Source organism: Gallibacterium melopsittaci, from assembly GCF_042433085.1.
GTDB classification, from domain to species: Bacteria; Pseudomonadota; Gammaproteobacteria; order Enterobacterales; family Pasteurellaceae; genus Gallibacterium; species Gallibacterium melopsittaci.
Window position 1 is genome coordinate 100792 of record NZ_JBHLWA010000004.1, and the last position, 21131, is coordinate 121922.

Consider the following 21131-nt stretch of genomic DNA (forward strand, 5'->3'; position numbering starts at 1 on the left):
GTGGATAAACTTCTGAGTTATCCACAGATTAAAAAAGATCCAGATTTATATTCAAGAAAAAAACAGTTTTTATAACGGAAAATAAGCAAGTTATCCACAGATGATCTTGTTGTAAGTTTAATCAATTTTTAATTGATCTAACATAGTAGGTAACCAATTTTCTGCATCAGCATCGGGATCTTCAGTAGATAAAACATCAATTCTAAGAGAGTCACAAATACATTTAGCATTTAAATTTTGTAGATTTTGTTCAACACGATCTACCGCAAAGCAAAAAGTATCATAATCACTATTACCCAAACCAACGACAGCAAAACGTAAGTCAGACAGATCTGGTTGTGTTTCAGCAAGTTGTTCAAATAGAGGCTGTAAATTGTAAGGTAATTCACCTGCCTCATGAGTAGATGTAACAACTAACCAAATTTTATCCTCGATCACCTGATTTAATTCAGGTCCATGAAATATTTTTGTTGTAAAACCTTTTTGTTGTAAGCAATCATCAAGATGTTCAGCAACATATTCAGCACCACCAAGCGTACTGCCAGTAATAATACAAATTGAGGTCATGATAACTCCTTTATTTTTTAATAAGATACGTAAATCTTATGGTATAGGAAAAGAAAGTAAAAAAGAATTTTAGCAAATAAAAAAACGGCATCTTTAAATTAAAAATGCCGTTTTCTCCATTAAGAATAAAATTTAGTTTCTTGGGAGGTAAGTTGTTGGGTTGACAGATTTACCTTTATAACGAATTTCAAAGTGTAATTTCACACTATTGGTACCTGAACTACCCATTTTAGCAATTTGTTGTCCAGCTGTTACTTGTTGCTGGTCTTTTACAAGGATTGTTTCATTGTGAGCATAAGCACTGAGGTAATCATCATTATGTTTAATAATAATTAAGTTACCATAGCCTCTTAACGCATTACCAGCATATACAACTCTTCCTGGAGCTGCTGCATAAACAGCTTGACCACGAGATCCACCAATATCGATCCCTTTATTACCACCATCACTATTTGAGAATCCTTGGATCACATTTCCTTTAGTTGGCCAGATCCATGTGATATTACTGTTATTTGTCGCTGGTTCTGACATAACCGTTGTGGTATTTGACGGTGTTACAGTGGTGGTTGGTTGTGCTGTAACTGGAACAGTGTTTACAGAATTATTAGTTGTTGGAGGTACAGTACCTGCGGTAGATTTAATTGGCCCTACGATAGTGCCATCTGAACCATACGCTGTACCATTAGGACCTGGAGTGTAAGTTACTGCTGGTTGTTGTGGCTGTGCTGCAGGAGTTGAAGTTGCTGCAGTAGCTGGTGCTTGAGCCGTTGAGGCTGCATTACTATTGTTAACTTTTAATGTTTGGCCAACACTGAGTTTATATGGTTCTGGAATATTATTTAATGCAGCGAGTTCACGTACATCCATTCCTGAAATATAAGCGATCAAGAACATAGTATCGCCTTTACGAACGGTATAAGTTGAACCTTTGTAAAAACCTTTATCAATTTTGCTGTAATCAGGTGCATTAGTTTGCGGATTTCTTGGAATAGTAAAATCTTGTGATACAGCTTGTTGTTTTGCAGCAGGTGTTTGAACAGGAGTTGCTGCTGGTTTTGGTGTAGTTGTTGTTACTGGTGCAGGTTGCTGATATGTTGGTTGTGGCTGTGATTTTACTGGCTGTGGTGTTGTTTCAGCAGCTGGAGTCGGTGTTGTTGCCATCATATCAGTTGGCATCTGTTGTTGTTGAACTTGTGGCTCCCAAGTAGAGTTACTATCATTACCAACAGATTGCATAATGCCTGGCGTTAATGTTCCATCTGCATCTTCAACTGGTGCAGAATTATTATTACTACAACCCGCAAGGATCGCAGCAAGCACAGGGACAAGTAAAAAAGATTGTTTCATAAATATTCCTATTAAATGGTTATTTCAAGAGGAAGTAGGCACAGACTGTTAATACTACAACGGCCCAACCAATGATTTCAATATAATTGCGTAATTGTGCAGCAAAACGTTCCCCACCCCAAGCAGATAATTTAGCAACTAAAACAAAGCGAGCAGTACGAGAAACAAAAGCTGTAATAACAAAAGGAAGGAATGCCATATTCATTACGCCAGCACAAATCGTGAATACCTTATAAGGAATAGGCGAAAAACCAGCAACGAATACAACTAAAATACCCCAACGTTCAAACCAAGATACGGCGGTATCCCAATGTGATTGATAGCCAAGAGTAACAATATAATCTTTAATTAAATCGAAAGCATAATGTCCAATAGCATAACCAATCATTCCGCCAATAGTAGAAGCTAAACCGCAATAAAATGCATAATGTAATGCTTTGTTAGGTTTTGACATTGACATTGGAACTAACATTACATCGGGAGGAATTGGGAAAAAGATCGCTTCAATAAAGCTAACAAATAACAACCAATAAAATGCAAATTGGTGTTTTGACCATTTCATTGTTTTGTCATATAAACGACCAAACAAATTCATAGAGTATCTCCTTTAATTAAGGGCACGAATTTAACCTCCTCTATATTTTCGACTTTATATTTGTCTTTAATACGAGTAATACGTTGTAATATTTGGTAATTTTCATCACCAACAGGTAAAACCAAGCGACCTCCATCAGCTAATTGTTCTAATAAAGCAGTTGGAATTTGTGAAGGAGCAGCAGTAACAATAATTGCATCAAAAGGAGAATGTCCTTTTAAACCTTCCCAACCATCACCGTGTTTTAGGCGAATATTATGTAATTCTAGTTTTTTAAAACGGTGCATGGCTCGCCATTGTAATTTTTTGATTCTTTCAATACTAAAAACTTGTTGCACTAATTTTGCTAAAATAGCAGTTTGATAACCACTACCAGTACCAATTTCAAGTACTTTGTCCGTTGATTTTAATTCTAGTAAAGAGGTCATTTTAGCAACAACATAGGGTTGAGAAATCGTTTGTCCCTCACCAATTGGTAAAGGCATATCTTCATAACTATGTTTACTAAAAACCTCTTCAACAAAAAAAGGACGAGGAATTTCATAAATCGCTTTTAATACCGATTCATCAGTAATTCCTCTCTGGTAAAGATCTTTTACCAAACGTTGTTGTTCAACGGACATTGATTCTTATCCTAAGTTTAACCAATCTTCTACTGCTTTTAAGGAGTGGTGTGCAGTCATATCAGCTTGGATAGGCGTAATTGAAACATATCCATTCGCAACCGCATGGAAATCTGTTCCGTCACCAGCATGTTCTGGAAGGCTTGATAAACCTAGCCAATAAATGGACTCGCCTCGAGGATCGGTTTGTTTAATGATTTCGCCTTCGCTTGATCTGTATCCTAATGTGGTTACTTTAATGCCTTTCAGTTGATCGTAAGGAATATCTGGCACATTGATATTTAAGATCTCTCTTTTGGACAGAATGTTTGAATGAAGTTTTGGAATTAACTCACACACAATTTGTGCGGCTGTTTCATAATGTTGTCTGCCATCTAAAGATACTGCAATAGCAGGTAATCCAAGATGTCTTCCTTCAAAAGCAGCAGCGACAGTACCAGAATATAAAATGTCATCACCTAAATTCACACCAGCATTGATACCTGAAACAACAAGATCAATCTTGCCTGAAAGTAAATGATTCATTGCTAAATAAACACAATCAGCTGGTGTACCATTAACACAATAATCTCCATTATCTAATAATCTTGGACGTAATGGTTCAATTAATGTGAGAGAAGAAGAGGCTGCACTGCGGTTACGATCAGGAGCCACAACAATGACATTAGCGATTTTTCGTAGATATGTTGCTAAAGTTTGAATGCCTTCAGCATGAATTCCATCGTCATTACTTAATAAAATATTCATTATTTCAGCTCCTATTATTTCTGTAGATAGAAAAATTTATTGCTTAATGATTAAGGCAACCGCTTCACAAGCAATCCCTTCACCTCGACCAGTAAAACCAAGTTTTTCAGTTGTGGTTGCTTTAACATTGACCTGTTCAATATCACATTGTAGATCTTCTGCAATATTAGCTCGCATTTGGTCAATATAAGGACGCATTTTTGGTGCTTGTGCAATAATGGTTACATCAACATTACCTATTTTATAGCCTTTTTGTTGAATCTGACGAAAGGCTTCTATTAATAAATGGCGGCTATTTGCACCTTTATAAGCCATATCAGTATCAGGAAATAGTTTACCAATATCGCCTAACGCGGCTGCACCTAATAGTGCATCTGTTAAAGCATGCAATGCGACATCACCATCAGAATGAGCAAGTAAACTTTTTGGATAAGGAATTTTTACCCCACCAATAATCACAAAACCTGAACCTTCTTCAGTAAAAGCGTGAACGTCAAAACCATGTCCAATTCTTATCATTTTTGCCACTCTTTTTGTTGTTGAAGTAAATAAAATTCGGCTAAAGCTAAATCTTCTGGGCGAGTAATTTTGATATTATCGCTACGACCTGCAACTAATAGAGGATGTTTCCCTATTAATTCAAAAGCAGAAGCCTCATCTGTTACGGTAAATCCTTGATTTTTAGCCTGTATTAAAGCCTGTTTTAACGCAACTGCTGGAAAAAATTGTGGCGTTAACGCATGCCATAACAATGAACGATCTTCAGTTTTTTCTATTTCACTGGTAGTTACATAAGATTTTTTTATCGTATCCACCACTGGTTTTGCCAAAATAGCTCCTTGAGGATCGGTAATTGCTAATAGTTTGTCTAAATCTTGAGAGGTAATACAAGGTCTGGCAGCATCATGTACCATTACCCATACATCATTATCATCTATTTCATTTAACGCATTTAATACGGATTGATCTCGGGTTTCACCGCCAATAACCCATTGAATTTTTTTATGATTTTTCAATGGAAAATGAAGTAAATAGGGATCATCTTTTGCGATGGCGACAATAATTTTTTCAAAAATAGGGTAACTTAATAATTTTTCTAAAGTATGTTGTAGGATTGTTTTTCCCAATAAAGATAAATATTGCTTTGGGCGATCAGCTTGCATTCTTGAACCAATCCCAGCAGCAGGCACTATCGCAATAATATGGCGTGTTATGTTTGAAGTTAAAGTCGTATTCATTATTTTTCTGATTTTAAAATTCGGTAAAAGGTTTCGTTAGGTTTAACCATTTCATAATTACGTCTTGCTCGTTCTTCAACAGCCGAAAAACCTTCTTTTAAATCTTGTGTTTCTGCTTTTGCTTCTTGGTTTAATTGGCTTTGTTTTTCATTTTTTGCTTTTTGTTCAGCAATTTCTATTTGAGTTTGTTGATAGGTTTGGTAACCAGAATCACCAAACCAGAAGTTGTATAGAGCAATTAATAATAAACAAAATAAACTAATAACTAATAAACGCATGAAAAAGAATAATCTGAATAAATTTTAGTGGCACATAGTTTACCTTGAAATAGCGGAAAAGATAACAATCAAATTTAGCTATATAGTGATTATGTAGAATCAGAAAAGGAGTACAACTATTGTTTTCTTTCCTTTAAAACAGCCCTAAGGTAAGATAATTAGCTTGTTTAGAATTGAATTTTTGATTTTTTTGTTGCGAATTTATGAAACCGTTAAAGATTATTTTTGCTGGTACGCCAGATTTTGCCGCACAACATTTGCAAGCATTGTTATCTTCAGAACATCAAGTCGTTGCTGTTTATACTCAACCAGATAAACCAGCTGGTAGAGGGAAAAAATTACAACCAAGCCCAGTCAAACAATTAGCATTAACGCATAATTTACCCGTTTACCAGCCGAAATCTTTGCGGAAAGCAGAAGCTCAACAAGAATTACAACAAATTGAAGCCGATGTGATGGTAGTGGTAGCGTATGGGTTAATTTTACCGAAAGCCGTATTAGAAACACCTCGTTTAGGTTGTTTAAATGTTCATGGTTCTTTATTACCTCGTTGGCGTGGAGCAGCACCAATTCAACGTGCTATTTGGGCTGGAGATCAAGAAAGTGGTGTAACCATTATGCAAATGAATGAAGGTTTAGATACTGGAGATATGTTGTATAAAGTAGTTTGTTCGATAGATCCAATGGAAACTTCCGCATCATTGTATGAAAAATTAGCACAATTAGGCCCAACAGCCTTAATTGAAGTATTAGATAATTTGGAATCAGGTAAATATCCGCCAGAAGTACAACAAGATCAATTCAGTAATTATGCTGAGAAATTGAGCAAAGAAGAAGCGAAATTAGATTGGTCATTATCTGCAGAACAGCTAGAACGTTGTATTCGAGCGTTTAATCCATGGCCAATTAGTTGGTTTGAGGTAATAGATCATCAACAACAGAAACAAACACTGAAAGTTTATCAGGCTACTGTTTTACCTCATATAGATGCTGTACCTGGAACAATTTTGCAGGCAAATAAGCAAGGTATTCAAATTGCTACCAAACAAGGCGTGTTAAATTTAACTTTATTACAACCAGCAGGTAAGAAACCAATGTCGGCACAAGATTTATTAAATGGACGAAGTGATTGGTTTGTTGTTGGAAAAACAGTGAGCGAATAACAGATGAATCAGCAAAAGAAAAAAACATTGCGAGCTGTGATGGCGGAAGTGATTTTACAAGTATTGGATCAAGGTAAATCACTTTCAACATTATTACCCACTGCTCAACAACAAGTAAAAGCACAAGATGTTGCCTTATTACAAGAAGTCTGTTTTGGTGTTTGCCGTGTATTACCTCGTTTAGAGCAGATTATTGAAAAATTAGTAACAAAACCATTAAAAGGGAAAACCAGAATCGTACATTGCCTATTGTTGGTAGGCTTGTATCAACTGTTATATACGCGTATTCCTGCACACGCTGCAGTTGCAGAAGTGGTAAATGCGACCAGAGATGTTAAAGCTGATTCTTTTCGTGGGCTAGTCAATGGTGTAATGCGACGTTTTTTGCGTGAGCAAGAGGCGATTTTAGCGGTTGTTGATAAGCATTGGCAGACACTACATCCTGAATGGTTAGTTAATTTATTGAAAAAACATTATCCAGAACAATGGCGACAAATTGTGGATGAAAATAACCTAAAACCACCAATGTGGTTACGGGTAAATCAACAACATACAACACAAACTGCGTATCAAGCATTGTTAGCAGCACAACAAATAGAAAGTGAATGTTATTCACCAAATACGGCACTTTATTTGCACAAACCGATTAGCGTAGAACAGTTACCGCATTTTGCCGAGGGTTGGGTAAGTGTTCAGGATCGTCATGCACAATGGGCAGGAGAATTACTTGAGCCACAGAATGGACAATTAATTTTAGATGCGTGTGCAGCACCAGGTGGAAAAACAACACATATTTTAGAAATTGCCCCACAAGCAAAGGTGATGGCATTAGATGTTGAACAAAGTCGTTTAAAGCGTGTAGAGGAAAACTTACAACGATTAAATCAAAAAGCTGAGGTTATTTGTGGTGATGCTAGCCAACCAGATCAATGGTTAGCTTCAGGGGTAATGTTTGATCGAATTTTATTAGATGCACCTTGTTCAGCAACAGGTGTGATTCGTCGTCATCCTGATATTAAATGGTTGCGACAAGCAACAGATATCGCACAGTTGGTTGAATTACAACAAGCAATCTTGACAGCTTTGTGGCAACGATTAAAAACAAATGGCATTTTGTTATATGCAACTTGTTCAATTTTGCCAGAAGAGAATAGCCAACAAATAGAACGTTTTTTAGCAACACATTCAGATGCAAAATTAATGCCAATCCAATTAGATACGACAGGGATTGATACAGGTTTTGGTTATCAATGTGTTCCTGCACAGAAAAGTGGCGATGGTTTCTTTTACGCGAAACTATTTAAACAAAGTTAAGGGTAAAAATCGTGAAAATTATCATTTTAGGTGCTGGCCAAGTTGGTGGCACATTAGCTGAAAATCTCGTTAGTGAAGATAACGAAATTACCTTAGTTGATAGTGATGCTGATCGTTTAAATCAATTACAAGATAAACATGATTTGCGAGTTGTGCATGGTAATGCCTCTTCACCAAGAACATTGCGTGAAGCAGGTGCTACTGATGCAGATATGTTAGTTGCAGTGACAAGTTCAGATGAAGTAAATATGGTTGCTTGTCAGGTAGCTTATACTTTATTTAAGATTCCGACTAAAATTGCTCGTATTCGTAATTCTGAATATATTCGAGAAAAAGAGAAGCTATTTAAAAGTGATATTATTCCTATCGATCACATTATTTCACCAGAACAACTCGTGATTGAGGATATTGCTCGTTTAGTTAATTATCCTGGAACATTACAAGTTGCGAATTTTGCTGATGATTTAGTTAGTTTAGCGGTAGTAAAAGCCTATTATGGTGGACCATTAGTTGGTTATTCAATAGCGACATTGCAGGATCATTTGCCACATATTGATGCTCGAATTGTTTCTATTTGGCGACAAGATAAAGTTATTCGTCCTCAAGGTTCAACGATTATTGAAGCTGGTGATGAAGTGACGTTTATTTGTGCTAGCCAACATTTAAGAGCGGTAATGAGTGAGTTACAACGACTAGAAAAGAATTATCGCCGAATTATGATTGTGGGGGGTGGTAATGTTGGTTCTGGATTAGCAAAAACATTAGAAAATGATTACAGTGTTAAATTAGTGGAACGTAATCAAAAACGAGCCGAATTATTAGCAGAAAAACTCTCAAAAACAATCGTATTTTGTGCAGATGCTTCCGATCAGTCATTTTTATTTGAAGAACATATCGAAAATATTGATGCCTTTATTGCGTTAACCAGTGATGATGAAGCCAATATTATGGCGTCTCTATTAGCAAAACGCTTAGGGACAAAAAAAGCCTTTTCATTAATTCAACGTATTGCCTATTTACATTTGGTTCAGGGGGGAACAATCGATATTGCGATTTCACCTCAACAAGCCACCATTTCAGCATTATTAAGTTATGTGCGTAAAGGCGATATTGTGAATGTAGCTGTATTGCGTCGAGGTGTAGCAGAAGCAATAGAGATTATTGCCCATGGTAATGAGCAAACTTCACAAGTGATTGGACGACCATTAAATAAATTAAAATTACCACAGGGGGTAATTATTGGTGCTATTTGTCGTCAAGGAGAAGTGTTAATTGCAAAACATGATTTAACAATCCAAGAAGATGATCATGTAATTGTATTTTTACAAGATAAGAAAAATATTGCGGAAATTGAAAAATTATTCCAACCAAGTCCATTCTTTATTTAAGGTAGGAAGCCATTTATGTTTAATCGTCCGTTCATATTATATATTTTGGGTTCAGTGCTTTCTAAAATCGCATGGTTAATGCTTATCCCGTTAATTGTGACTTTTTTTCATAATGGTGAGGGATTAGTTGGATTTTTAATTTGTATTGGTATTACCCATTTTGTTTCCTTTATTTTGACTCGAAAAAAACCACAAGATATGCGGTTACGAGTAAAGGATATGCTATTACTAACCACTTTAATCTGGTTAATTAGTTGTGTGTTTAGTGCATTGCCTTTTATCGTCATTAGTGATTTTAGTTTTACAGATGCTTACTTTGAAACCGTATCAGGATTAACCACGACAGGATCGAGTATTATTGTCGATGTTAGTGACACTTCGCCTGCATTATTAATGTGGCGTTCGACTTTACAATGGATGGGTGGTTTGGGATTTATTGTTATGGCGGTAGCCATTTTACCGTTTTTAAATGTGGGTGGAATGACACTGTTCCGTACAGAATCATCTGATAAATCTGACAAAATTCTGCCGCAAGCACGAGATGTTGCAAAAAGTATTATCCAAATTTATCTCTTTTTAACGGTTGTTTGCCTCTTTGCTTATATGTGGTCAGAAATGGATTTCTTTGATGCCATTAATCATGCTTTTACTACTATCTCTACTGGTGGTTTTTCGACTCGCAGTGGTTCGATGGCAGAATTTAATAGTACTACACAATGGATTTGTACCTTATTTATGTTTTTGGGGTCTTTACCATTTTTATTAATGGTACAAGCTATTCACCGCAAGAATATTTTTGTGTTATTTCGTGATCAGCAATTAATGGGATTCTCATTATTTGTTTTAATTATTGGTTTATTTTCTGCTGCTTGGTTAAATTATGAGGGTGTATTTAATTGGCAAGATAGTCTGCGTTATGCGTTTTTTAATTTAGTCAATATTATGTCCACTTGTGGATTTAGTTTAGGTAATTTTGATACTTGGACAGCAACGACAACAATGGTATTTGCCGTTGCTTTTATTTTAGGTGGGTGTTCAGGATCAACGACTGGTGGAATTAAAATTTTCCGTTTTCAAATTATGTTCCAAGTATTAAAGCATCAAATATTACGTTTAATCCATCCAAATAGTATTTCGGCAGTGCATTACAATCGACATATTGTTTCAAGTGAAACTGTTTTCGGGATTGTTGGCTTTATTTTTAGTTATTTTGTCATTATAGCTATTTTGACGATCTTAATGGGAATGTCGGGAATGGATTTCCAAAGTGCATGGAGTTCTGCGGCAACAGCAATTGGCAACGTAGGACCAGGATTTGGTAATCAAGTAGGAGCTTCAGGGAATTTTTCAACGATTCCTACTATTTCTAAGTGGTTGATGATTTTAGGAATGTTATTAGGGCGTTTAGAAATTATGACAATTTTAGTTTTATTGTTTCCACATTTCTGGAAAAAGTAAGGTGTTAAAAAATTTTTTGTAAAAAAATTGTAAGATTCTAATAATAAAAATATAATTAGCGCCTCTTTTTTCAACAATAATATTTAGGAGAATTAAAAATGAGTTTTTTAAAAGAATTTCGTGAATTTGCAATGCGCGGTAATGTAGTTGATATGGCTGTCGGGGTTATTATCGGCGGAGCATTTGGTAAAATCGTAAGTTCATTAGTGGCAGATATTGCAATGCCTATTATTGGTTTATTAGTAGGTGGTGTGGACTTTAAAGATCTTAAAATTGTATTACGTGGTGCAGTAGGCGATATTCCAGCAGTAACATTAAACTATGGAATGTTTATTCAAACTGTATTTGATTTTATTATTATTGCGTTTGCAATTTTCGTAGCAATTAAAGCAATGAATAAATTAAAACGTGAAAAACCAGCTGAAGAACCAAAACCAGTTGAACCATCAGCAGAAGAAAAATTATTAACAGAAATTCGTGATTTATTAAAAAATAAATAATTAAGGATTTTATGCAAAATAATCAAACACCAACACAACCACAACCACAACCTAACTTTATCGCTAAAATCATTTTTGCGAGCCGTTGGGTACAATTACCAATTTATTTAGGCTTAATTATTGTCCAAATTGTTTATGCCTATAAATTTTTAAAATCATTATGGCATTTAGTTGTAAATCTTAATCAAATGGATGAAAACACTATTATGTTAGCAGTGTTAAATCTTATTGATGTTGTAATGATTGCGAATTTATTAGTGATGGTGTTAGTCGGTGGCTATGAAACTTTTGTCTCAAAATTAAATACGGATAATCACCCTGATCAGCCAGAATGGTTAGATCACGTTAATGCCTCAGTATTAAAAATTAAATTATCGATGGCGATTATTAGTATTTCATCTATTCATATGCTACAAACATTTATTAATGCAGGAAATTTACCTGAAAAACAAATTATGTGGCAATTATTCTTGCATTTGGGCTTTTTAGCTTCTGCGATAGCAGTTGCTTATACCGATAAAATTTTATATAGCACCACGCATAAAAGTCATTAAGAAGGAATATCCTCCATACTAATTTTTAGTTGGAGGATTTTTTATTTATAAATTGCATTTTCCTGTATTATATTTAGGTTCTTGGTAACCGCATTGAGCTGGTGGTAAGAATATATATCCTTTTTCAAGCATACAATCGTCAAACTCTTTGTAGAATTTACCATTTATAGTGTAATTTTCAGGATAATAACGAATTTGTTGATCCCCCATTTTCCCACCACAAGCAACAAAATCTTTCCATCTTTTAGCTGAATTAGTTTTTCCTAAAGTTTCAGGTTTTTGATAACCTGCGATAAGAGGGAATAATGTTCCTGTTTCTCCACATTGTGTAGCTACTGTTTCTATTAATGGCCTAAAACAACCACGATCATATATACATCCAGCTAGAATAAAAACACAAATAAGGATTAAAAATTTTTTCATATTTAATTACCTCCTAATTTAAATAAGGTTTCCACAAAATCTGATGACATAAGATCTGCCATTGCAAAAGGTGTTGCAACAGGAATTCCGATAGCGGTAGTAATATTACTTGAGATATCTTGTATAAAATTTTTTTCAGACGTATTACCTTGTTGATCATACCAACCCCAGATTTGCCCACCGAGTAAATCATGGGTTCCTGCATAGGATTCCACTAAATTATCCGAAATATCGCCAATGTTATAGATGAATAATGGCTTACCACTAAAATACCAACCACCATGAATAGATTGAAATCCACCTGTTGGACCATATAGATTTTTAGCATTTTTATTTTGATTTGGATCTATTGCATCTAGAATAGTAGTATTCTTATTTCCATCAAAAGTAACCGAACCATCACTATTTTGTGTACAAGTTCCCATTCCGCTATTACAGATAATATTTAGATCAATCCTTACCCCACCTAATTTAATGCCATCAAAATAACCACTATCGTAAGAATCATTGCGTAATATTTGACCTGTTTTAGCGTCAATAATCCCCTTAAATTTTCGTGAATTTGCTAAGGTCTCTTCACGCATTTTGGTGGCGGCAAGTTGTAATGTTCCTTGAGTGATAGCCAGATCTGGTGAACCAGAAACAAGACCAACAACCGTTTCAAGTAGGCGTTTTTGGTATTGTAATTTATAAATTTCTTTATAAAGTTCGGTCTTTTCCTCTTCTGTTTGGGCTTGCTTAATCTGTTTTCTTAATTCAGCTTGTTTAGGCAAAACATAGTTATCAATGGTCTTAAAGGCATTTTTGCGGAAATCTTGAGTAACTTTCACCTGAATATTTAACTCTTTTAAGACCTTTTCTTTATCAAAATGATTGACCAATGAACCATTATTTTTCTTTGCATTCTCTGTAGTGAGCGTAGTTTTTACATTTTCTTTTATTTGTTCAATGGATAAACCTGTTTTTTCTTGTTGTGTATCAGGATCATTAATAACAATATGATTGGTGCCAATTCCAGCTTTTGTTATTGCAGTTTGTGTTGATTTATCTGAGCCAATACCAACAGAAGTAGAACCTGTCAATGAACTCAGTCCTGTTGCTAATTTTCTTTGGTTAGCTTGTCCTTGTTCTGTATGACTGGCAGTGGTTTCATTACCTTGTGAGTCAATATATAAAGGCTGTTCTTGTTTATTGGTTGCTTGTTTATGACTTTGAGCTTGACCTTTTTCTGTCAGAGATGAGGCAAAGTTCATCGCAATAGATCCACCGATACCAAATGCAGAACCTTTATAGTTGCTGTGATTTTGGATATCTTCTGCATTGAGTGTTCCCGTTATAAATCGATTTTTACCTTGCTGTTCGGCAAGTTCAGTTGAGGTAACTAATCCACCTTGTAAATCGGTGTGTTGATGAACGTGAACATTAAAACCCTCATCATTTGCAAAAATCCCTGATTGCTGGTTAACACTGGCATAATCCGCATTAAGTTTAGACTGAGTATAGTTGCCAGAAAGGGAAGCACCATAACCTACTGTTGCTTGAGTGGAAGTTTGTTTGTGTTTACCTTGATAAGTGGTGGTATCTTGCAGGCTGGTAATCGTTAAATTATTTGCTTGAACGCTGACACCTTGACCAATAACTTGTCCGCCTTGAATCGTGAGATCTTTTCCTGAAATAAGGGTTGTTTGGCTATGTTGATTACCAATAAGACTATTTTCCCATATGGTTTCATCGCCATTTCCATAGCCTTTGCCACTATTTCCTCCAGCGGTAATACCAAAGGCAACACCATTACTACTATAATTAATGGCAACACCAGCATTCCAACCACTTGATTGGTTATGACTTTGTTCTTGATGCGTTTGCTGTTGCGCTTCGATTATTAAATCGCCTGTGGTAGCAAGCGTTGTTCCTTGTTGTCCTACAATCTCTGAACCTTTAACTACAATATGGGAAGTATCTTTATCTGCTGTCGTGTGAAGCATGACATTCCCTGTCGCATTGACTTTACTTGGGCGTGCTGTTGTCGTTTCCGTATGTACAGTTTGTTCATTTTTCTGCTTACCATAGCCTATGCTAATACCGATATTTTGTGTTAAACCTTGTATGCCTTGATTTGCAAGGGTGTCTGCAACATTACCTACAACATCAGCTGTATTCGCTAAATCAAATGCTGCATTGATTGCTGTTAGTGCATTAATTCGATTATCTTTTGCATCACCCACTTGTTTTACTGTTTTGATTGTTTGTTGAACTTGTTGTGCGGCTTGTACAACAGGAATATTCACGCCTAAAGTTAATCCACTTTGTTTAAATGAATGTTGATGATCTGTCGTTGCTTTATCTTCTACCGCAGTAATATCAATTTTCTTGGCTACAATCGTAACATCACCATTACCTACCGTGACTCGACTACCTTGTTGCCGATAATTTTCGTGGGCGATCAACTGGATATCTCCTTGTAATGATCCAATCTGACTACCTTGTGCTATTTGTTGGCGATTAGTAGTATCTGTTGCTTCTTTCCGAGTACCTAAGGTGATAGAGATTCCACTACTCATTACACCTGATTTCTTTTCTGCGTAAAAATCATGTTCTTTTCGGGTATTTTTCGCTGCAGTGATCTCAATGTCTTGAGCTTGTAAGTTCACATTTTTATCGGCAACAATCGTGCTGCCTGTGACACGGAGATCACCTTGTTCAGAAACAAGGGTAATCTGTTGTCCATCAAGTTGGCTTCCTTTCTGTTCTGTTGTTTCGTGAGTATGTTTTTTGAGCGTTGTGATTTTATTGAATAACCCAGAAGAAACCTCTTTTCGGCTTGAGTTTATCTGTTCTTGATGTTGACCTGTCGTCAATGTGATATCACCTTGTGAACCAATAAAAATATTACCTTGCGTACTTTGAATAGTCGCCTGACGTAATTCGGCTTGTTGTTTGCCAATAATCGTGATGTTCTCTTTTGCGGTAAGTGTACTCCCTTCCTCACCTTGTTGATCGAGGCGGTAATAGTTATTCGCATCGGCATGATAGTGTTCTTTATTACTCACCTGATGAGTGTTAATGGCTAATGCCTCGCCTGCTATGGCAGTGAGTGTACCTTGGCTAGCAATCTGAGCCGCTTTAATCGTGAGATTGCCATCACTATATAAAGCGAGTGTTCCATTTTTTCCAGTGACTTTTACTACACCTAATTGGTCTTGTGTTTGGTGAGCAAAGCGTCCTTGATCACTTTCACTTTGAGTTAATGTACTACTTACTTCAAGTTGTTTTCCTGCGGAAAGTAGTAGTCGTTCTACCGCTTCAATTCTGCCACCTAAATTCACAAGTTGTTGTTTTGCAGATAAATTAACACTTTGCCCAAGAATAACACCACGATTTTTTAGCTGTGTCGTGTCTAGTTGGGTAAGATCTCTTCCTGCAATGACACCACTATTTTCTAAATTGTCTGTCTGCCCAATAATGGTATTTGCCGAGATTAATCCCCCTTGTGTGGTAACATCACTATGTCGAGCGATGAGATAAACTTGTGGTACTAAGACGGTCAATTTTCGTCCATCGGCTAAACTCACTTCTTTATTAACAAACCAGATCATATCGGTGGTCAATTCTGACATCTGTTGTGCGGTTAAACCTACCCCAATGGAGAAGTTAAATTGTTTAGCATATTTCACGCCATTATCCATTAGGGCTTTATATTGCTCTAAATCGTTAGTATAACCAGGTAAATAACGTTGTCCTGTCAACTGGTTAATTTGTTCATTAATCAGACGTTGTTCATAAAAACCATCACCGAGGCGTTTTAACATATGTTGTGGATCTGCACGCAGTGCGTTAAACATATAATCGCCACCGATCCATTGGTTGCGATCAATAAATTTAGGATCGGTTTCTATCAAATAACCATGAGGAGCTTCTGGATTAATTTGGTATAAACTGGCGGTCGGTAATTGGATCGTGGTTAAGTGTGTTTTTACAAGTGGTAATGCGAGTGGACGCACAACTTCACCTGAGGTCACAATTTGGTTTTTTAACGCATTATCCATTTCTGGCGTGATCGCAATCTGCTGTGAATTCAATTTAGGCAAGGCTGTTTCTGTTAAATGATTGGTTATCTCTCCATCCGTAATAGCGATAGTGGATAAATGTACGTTTTTGACTGCGGTTGGCTGGGTAATTGTATTGCTGAGAACCGTTGTTTCTGTGCTATTTTCGACATAATCCCAAAGATCGAAAGTTTTTGTTTGCTGTTTTTCATCTTGATAAGCAACGGTATTGCTTTTTGTTGTTCGATAATAATCGATACATTTACCCAAAATCTTTTTCGCACAAGCTCTACCATTATAAAAAGAGGTCAGTTTCCCTTTATCGGTCGTAATGATCACACCTTGTGTCGCATGATTATCAATACTTGTACCTTGATGAAATTCAATACCTGTATGGGCAATCATTTTACTGTCGTAATTTTTGATATGGCTTTGGTAAACATTTATTTTGTCGCCACTTAAAATTTTCGCTTCAGCATAAGGTGAAGACAGTAACATAGACTCATTGATCGTGCGAATATAGTTGTACTCTCGCCAGGATTCACTCTCTCTGCCATCAGGTAAACGTAAGGCATATAAGTTTTCCACTTTCTTATTAAAACTGCCTTTATCATCCCGTTTGACTTTGGTTAACCCAGGGGTGTTTTTACTATAACGAGGTGCTTCATTGGCAAACCCATATTCAAAAATAGGCGTTCTTGATGTTTCTTGTATCTCCATTTTGACAAACTGATGTAAATTCTCGATGGAATTGACATTAAAAGTTATCTGACCAAGTGCCTCAATCACAGCGTTATGGTTTTGTACGATATTAGCTTGCCCAGTGGCGTGTTGTTGTGCATCTAGTGTTTTTCCAAAATGGATTGAACCTAAGCTAATAATAGTGCTGCCATAACGATTAAGTAAGCGATCAACACCGAAATCTAGGCGTGTTCTTGCACCAATGGTGGCAGCAGAATGATTTTCTTCTAGATTACTGAGATGGCTTGCTTGTAACGCTAAATGATCACCATAAATGCGTCCTGTGCCTATATTTGTGATAGTGTTACTCTTAATGGTTGTGGTACGACCATCAATTAAACCTCGGTTGGTTAAAGTGCGGCTAATGAGGTGTGTATTCTGTGCAGAAAGTTCTGCTGTTGGTTGGTTGATGATATTCGCTGCTGAAATCATCAGATGATGGTTAATATTTTGTGCCACATTATTGGTAAAGTTACCCGCTGTGGTTAAGGTGAGATTTTGTCCGACCACAAAGGCATTATTTAGCGTAAAATCATCTTGTAGTGTCAGCGTAAGATCTTTTCCTGCTTTTATATTACCTTCATCAATAAGGCGTTTAGCAGCCAACTGAATGGCATTATTTCCCTGAATTAGCCCCGCTTGATTATTCACCATAAGATTACCGCGATGTTGGAGCGTGATGCTATCTAATGCAAGTAACTCACCTTGCTGATTATCTAGCATATCGTTAGCGGTAATAGAAAGCGTATGCGTACTATAAATGCCACCTTGTTGGTTATTTAGTGCTTGGGCATTTAGGATGATATCTCTCCCTTGAATACCTTGTGTTGGAATGTAGCTGGTTGCTTTGGTGCCGTTATTATTCAGTGTCTGTGTTGTTAGAGTTAATAAGTCGCCTATGATGAGAGATTGATGATTCGGAAGAGCAGCATTATGAATTGTTTGTGCAGTAATATTTCCTTGGCTTTTCGCTTTGATTGTCCCTGTTTGATTTTGCAGGGTAGTGGCTGTTAAAACCATCGCCCCATCAGATTGGATAATCCCTTGTTGATTATGTATATCCGTTTGAATTGCCATCGTGAGGGCATTACCTGCATAGAGTTTACCTTGTTGGTTGGATAAACCAAATGTCGTTAAATTGACTTGATCGGCTGCATTGAGTAAGCCCTGTTGGTTATTTAAGGTAGTTTGTGTTGTGATGTTTAGGGCAGCATTAAGTGAGACCAATTTTCCAGCTTGGTTGTTTAGGGACTGAGTGTTAATTTGTCCCGTTTGAGCAAATAACATTTCCCCAACGGTATTTTGTAGATCTTCAGTGTGTAATGTTGCTGTATTAAAGGCAGTAATTCGCCCAGATTGATTATCGAAATGCTTTGTTTCTACTATTAGATCAGTGGCAATAATACCTTTAATAGGCTGTGTGAGGGTATTGCGATTATCTATTGTTTGTTGAGCATGAATATCGGCTGTTTTTGCAAGGAGAAGCCCTTGTTTATTGTCCAATATGTTTGTTTGTAAAGTGAGCGTTCCATTTTGTACGGCAAGCGTGCCTGCCGTATTGTTCAGTTCAGATTGATGGGTGTTAAGTGTAAGAACATCCCCTAAGCTGGCAATCGTCCCTTGTTGATTTTGAATGCCTTGTTGTACATCAATAAATACCTTTTGTTGTGCGAGTAGCGTGCTGTTTTGATTCGCAAATGTATCTGCCGTGAGAGAAAGTTGTTTAGCAACAATATTACTTTGTTGGTTTGATACTAATGTATTTGCGACAAGGCGAAGATCGTTGGCTGAAAGTAAGCCTGCTTGCTGGGATAAATCTGTTACCTTAAGATGAAGTTGATTGCTACTTTGCAATATACCGTTATGGTTGGTAAAGGTCGTGGCGGTGATTGCCCCTTGATCCTGAGAGAAAATATTGCCTTGATTATTGTTGATTTCCTTGCTCTTTATCGTTAGTGTGCTTTCCGCCAAAATCTTACCTTTTTCATTATTAAGCGTTTGACTATTCAGTGATAAATGCTGTTGTGATGAAATGCTGCCTTGTTGATTATTAATGGTATGAGTGTCAAGTTGTTGCTGACGATGACTTACTATCCGTCCTTGTTGGTTAAATAACTGACCTGATGTAATTGTTAAGGTATCTAATGCGATGATACCTTTTTCTGGTGTCGTGGTAAGTGTTTGTTGATTAGATAATCTTTGCCCTTGGGTATTGATAGTGATGCGTTGGTTAGATTGAATTAACCCTTTATCATTGATTAGTTCACCTGAAACAATGGAAAGTGACTGATGAGATAAGAGTGTCCCTGCTGTTGTATCCAGTTTACCTTTACCTATGTCTAAGTTTAACAGACCATTCGTTAATAAACGCCCTTGTCGATTATCTAATCCTTCCGCATTAATGAAAAAATCCCCTTGTGTTTTAAATGTTCCACCTTGATTGTATAGGGTATCAGCGACATCAAGACGAAAATCTTCCTTTCCTAGTTGTTCCCACACTGCGTGTTGGGTATTTAACGAATGTTGTGTTGTCGTTATCTTTTTTGCAGTCAAAGAACTTGCTTGGGTTGACAATAAACGTGGTGTGTTTAACGTTAAATCTTGTTGTGCAACAAAATTCGCTTGGTTCGCGTGAATGTTGCCTTGTGTGGCATTGATATTGATTGTGTATGCCTCTGTATGGCTGTGATCGAAATTGGTTGTTGTACTATTTACCTGAATTTTCCCTGAAGCAATATTTTTTCCCTGTAAACTCGTTTTACCTGTGGTCGTGATAAGGAGGGTTTTACCTTGTGCAGAATAAGGTTCAAGTGTGCGTTTTTCTTCTGTTGGTGATTCTTGAGTATCAGCACCTGCTACGATAAGGGAAGAGGTTGAGGCAGAAACTGTTGGGGCTTGATAAGTGATATTGCCTTTTGCAATAGATTCTCCATGTTGGCGAATATCTTGTTGAGCAACCTGATGGATATTGCCTTTTCGGGCAACAATGGAACCATCTTGCTGAATATCTGAGGCGGTGTGTAAAGTAATATCCTTTTGCAGATTGACAATCTTACCGTGATTTTCAATGCCATTTTTGGATGTTAGGTTGATAGCCATAGGAGCTAAGATTTTCCCTGTATTCACAATCCGTCCTTGACTATCTATTTTCACTTCACCCGCTGCTGCACCAATATGTCCTGCATTACGAACGCCTAAGCCATTTTCGGTACCAATCAGATGAATTTGATTGGCATACATTCCACCTAATTTGGCGACATCGACGGCATAACCAACAGGTTGGCTCGCTTCGCCAGCACGAATCACTTGGATAGTGTCATTGTTGGCAGAAACCTGATTTTGTCCCGTTGTTACCTTGAGATTATTCGCCCAAATACCCGCATTGACTTTGACTTCTTTCGCAATAATATCGGTGTAATCTTGACGGCTGCTATCGAATCCACGACCTGAAACGGTGACGGCACCTTTCTCAACACGATAACCTTTCACTTGCCCATTTTCAATTTGGACTTCGCCAGTGGTAAAGGTACTGCGTCCTGCATTAATAATGCCGCAACCTTCGCAATGAATCCCACTTGGATTGGCGATAATCACGTCTGCCTTACCGCCAGCGACTTTAATATAGCCTTTTAATTGACTTGGTTTAGTGGCATTGACCTCATTTAAAATGACTTTAGCTTCGCCACCGACTAAATACGGGTTTGCCTGTACCCAGCCACCTTGTTCTGTTTGGACATTTTTACGGCTGTTATTGAGAATCGCCCCTTTTGGTGCCACATCAAACTGTTGGTATTTGTTATGTGATAACCCTTTGTCATTTGGTGTTTGAATATTAACTTGTGGCAAGCCATTCGCCGTTTGTAAAACGATCGGTTGTTGGTTTTTCGGTGCAGTGCTATCAGCTAGGATTTGTAATTCGTCAGCTTGTGCAGAGGCAAGATAGAAAAAGCCTAACAGTGAATATAAGCCGACAGTTAAAGGTTTTAATCGCCAGTGAGGACGTTGACTAAGCGAAGTGGAATGACAATGTTGACCTTCATGTTTGGCTTTCCCTTCGCGCATTGCAATTTCAGAAACCACGACGAAACGTTGTAAGGTTTTACTAAAGATAATGCGATAAAGATGTTTATTCATAATTTATTCCCCAAC

At 36.9% G+C, this 21131-nt stretch carries 16 protein-coding genes; 6 read left to right on the top strand and 10 right to left on the bottom strand.

From position 1 onward, the window contains the following. Positions 1-117: 117 nt before the first annotated feature. The 8 genes from mioC to ftsB all read right to left on the bottom strand — a co-directional run bounded on the left by mioC (position 118) and on the right by ftsB (position 5395). The gene (mioC, locus tag ACFFHT_RS01160) at positions 118-567 is read right to left on the bottom strand and encodes an FMN-binding protein MioC (RefSeq protein ID WP_382372681.1); all 450 of its coding nucleotides are present in this window, start codon (positions 565-567) and stop codon (positions 118-120) included. A gap of 132 nt (positions 568-699) precedes the next feature. Then, entirely contained in the window at positions 700-1914 is a 1215-nt protein-coding gene (gene nlpD, locus ACFFHT_RS01165) for a murein hydrolase activator NlpD (RefSeq protein ID WP_382372683.1), read from the bottom strand. A gap of 19 nt (positions 1915-1933) precedes the next feature. Beyond that, positions 1934-2509, bottom strand: a complete 576-nt coding sequence (locus ACFFHT_RS01170; protein ID WP_382372685.1) for a YqaA family protein — start codon at positions 2507-2509, stop codon at positions 1934-1936. Then, a complete protein-coding gene (locus ACFFHT_RS01175) occupies positions 2506-3132 on the bottom strand; it encodes a protein-L-isoaspartate(D-aspartate) O-methyltransferase (protein ID WP_382372687.1) in 627 nt (208 codons plus the stop codon). Before ACFFHT_RS01175 ends, ACFFHT_RS01170 begins: the two co-directional genes overlap by 4 nt. 6 nt (positions 3133-3138) lie before the next feature. Beyond that, positions 3139-3879 carry a 5'/3'-nucleotidase SurE gene (gene surE / locus ACFFHT_RS01180; protein WP_382372689.1) on the bottom strand — a complete coding sequence of 247 codons (741 nt, stop codon included), beginning with the start codon at positions 3877-3879 and terminating at the stop codon, positions 3139-3141. A gap of 36 nt (positions 3880-3915) precedes the next feature. Beyond that, a complete protein-coding gene (gene ispF / locus ACFFHT_RS01185) occupies positions 3916-4398 on the bottom strand; it encodes a 2-C-methyl-D-erythritol 2,4-cyclodiphosphate synthase (protein ID WP_382372691.1) in 483 nt (160 codons plus the stop codon). Beyond that, complete coding sequence (gene ispD / locus ACFFHT_RS01190) at positions 4395-5093, bottom strand: 2-C-methyl-D-erythritol 4-phosphate cytidylyltransferase (RefSeq protein ID WP_382372774.1); 699 nt, start codon at positions 5091-5093, stop codon at positions 4395-4397. Before ispD ends, ispF begins: the two co-directional genes overlap by 4 nt. A 23-nt stretch (positions 5094-5116) precedes the next feature. Continuing rightward, a complete protein-coding gene (gene ftsB / locus ACFFHT_RS01195) occupies positions 5117-5395 on the bottom strand; it encodes a cell division protein FtsB (RefSeq protein WP_382372693.1) in 279 nt (92 codons plus the stop codon). 203 nt (positions 5396-5598) lie between these two features. Here ftsB and fmt point away from each other — a divergent pair, with 203 nt between their 5' ends. The 6 genes from fmt (at position 5599) to ACFFHT_RS01225 (ending at position 11772) form a co-directional block, all read left to right on the top strand. Next, positions 5599-6558: a methionyl-tRNA formyltransferase gene (fmt, locus tag ACFFHT_RS01200; protein ID WP_382372695.1), complete on the top strand. Its 960-nt coding sequence runs from the start codon at positions 5599-5601 to the stop codon at positions 6556-6558. A 3-nt stretch (positions 6559-6561) separates the two neighbouring features. Continuing rightward, a complete protein-coding gene (gene rsmB / locus ACFFHT_RS01205; RefSeq protein ID WP_382372697.1) occupies positions 6562-7872 on the top strand; it encodes a 16S rRNA (cytosine(967)-C(5))-methyltransferase RsmB in 1311 nt (436 codons plus the stop codon). A gap of 11 nt (positions 7873-7883) precedes the next feature. Further along, positions 7884-9260 (top strand): Trk system potassium transporter TrkA, encoded by a 1377-nt coding sequence (gene trkA, locus ACFFHT_RS01210; protein ID WP_382372699.1) that lies wholly within the window; start codon positions 7884-7886, stop codon positions 9258-9260. Between the two features lie 15 nt (positions 9261-9275). After that, a complete protein-coding gene (locus ACFFHT_RS01215) occupies positions 9276-10718 on the top strand; it encodes a TrkH family potassium uptake protein (RefSeq protein WP_382372701.1) in 1443 nt (480 codons plus the stop codon). Positions 10719-10816: 98 nt separating this feature from the next. Beyond that, positions 10817-11218, top strand: coding sequence for a large-conductance mechanosensitive channel protein MscL (mscL, locus tag ACFFHT_RS01220; protein WP_382372703.1), 402 nt, complete (start codon positions 10817-10819; stop codon positions 11216-11218). 11 nt (positions 11219-11229) lie between these two features. Then, positions 11230-11772 (top strand): TIGR00645 family protein, encoded by a 543-nt coding sequence (locus ACFFHT_RS01225; RefSeq protein ID WP_382372705.1) that lies wholly within the window; start codon positions 11230-11232, stop codon positions 11770-11772. 45 nt (positions 11773-11817) lie between these two features. Here the strand turns inward: ACFFHT_RS01225 and ACFFHT_RS01230 are convergent, their stop codons facing one another. Together ACFFHT_RS01230 and ACFFHT_RS01235 are read right to left on the bottom strand one after the other, a co-directional pair. Continuing rightward, on the bottom strand, positions 11818-12195 hold the full coding sequence (locus ACFFHT_RS01230) for a hypothetical protein (protein WP_382372706.1): 378 nt from the start codon (positions 12193-12195) through the stop codon (positions 11818-11820). 2 nt (positions 12196-12197) lie between these two features. Further along, positions 12198-21116, bottom strand: a complete 8919-nt coding sequence (locus ACFFHT_RS01235; protein ID WP_382372707.1) for a two-partner secretion domain-containing protein — start codon at positions 21114-21116, stop codon at positions 12198-12200. Positions 21117-21131 lie beyond the last annotated feature (15 nt).

What these genes read in the sequence shown, in the direction of transcription:
- mioC (WP_382372681.1), bottom strand. Translation starts at nt 567, where the DNA reads ATGACCTCAATTTGTATTATTACTGGCAGTACGCTTGGTGGTGCTGAA.
- nlpD (WP_382372683.1), bottom strand. Translation starts at nt 1,914, where the DNA reads ATGAAACAATCTTTTTTACTTGTCCCTGTGCTTGCTGCGATCCTTGCG.
- ACFFHT_RS01170 (WP_382372685.1), bottom strand. Translation starts at nt 2,509, where the DNA reads ATGAATTTGTTTGGTCGTTTATATGACAAAACAATGAAATGGTCAAAA.
- ACFFHT_RS01175 (WP_382372687.1), bottom strand. Translation starts at nt 3,132, where the DNA reads ATGTCCGTTGAACAACAACGTTTGGTAAAAGATCTTTACCAGAGAGGA.
- surE (WP_382372689.1), bottom strand. Translation starts at nt 3,879, where the DNA reads ATGAATATTTTATTAAGTAATGACGATGGAATTCATGCTGAAGGCATT.
- ispF (WP_382372691.1), bottom strand. Translation starts at nt 4,398, where the DNA reads ATGATAAGAATTGGACATGGTTTTGACGTTCACGCTTTTACTGAAGAA.
- ftsB (WP_382372693.1), bottom strand. Translation starts at nt 5,395, where the DNA reads ATGCGTTTATTAGTTATTAGTTTATTTTGTTTATTATTAATTGCTCTA.
- fmt (WP_382372695.1), top strand. Translation starts at nt 5,599, where the DNA reads ATGAAACCGTTAAAGATTATTTTTGCTGGTACGCCAGATTTTGCCGCA.
- rsmB (WP_382372697.1), top strand. Translation starts at nt 6,562, where the DNA reads ATGAATCAGCAAAAGAAAAAAACATTGCGAGCTGTGATGGCGGAAGTG.
- ACFFHT_RS01215 (WP_382372701.1), top strand. Translation starts at nt 9,276, where the DNA reads ATGTTTAATCGTCCGTTCATATTATATATTTTGGGTTCAGTGCTTTCT.
- mscL (WP_382372703.1), top strand. Translation starts at nt 10,817, where the DNA reads ATGAGTTTTTTAAAAGAATTTCGTGAATTTGCAATGCGCGGTAATGTA.
- ACFFHT_RS01225 (WP_382372705.1), top strand. Translation starts at nt 11,230, where the DNA reads ATGCAAAATAATCAAACACCAACACAACCACAACCACAACCTAACTTT.
- ACFFHT_RS01230 (WP_382372706.1), bottom strand. Translation starts at nt 12,195, where the DNA reads ATGAAAAAATTTTTAATCCTTATTTGTGTTTTTATTCTAGCTGGATGT.
- ACFFHT_RS01235 (WP_382372707.1), bottom strand. Translation starts at nt 21,116, where the DNA reads ATGAATAAACATCTTTATCGCATTATCTTTAGTAAAACCTTACAACGT.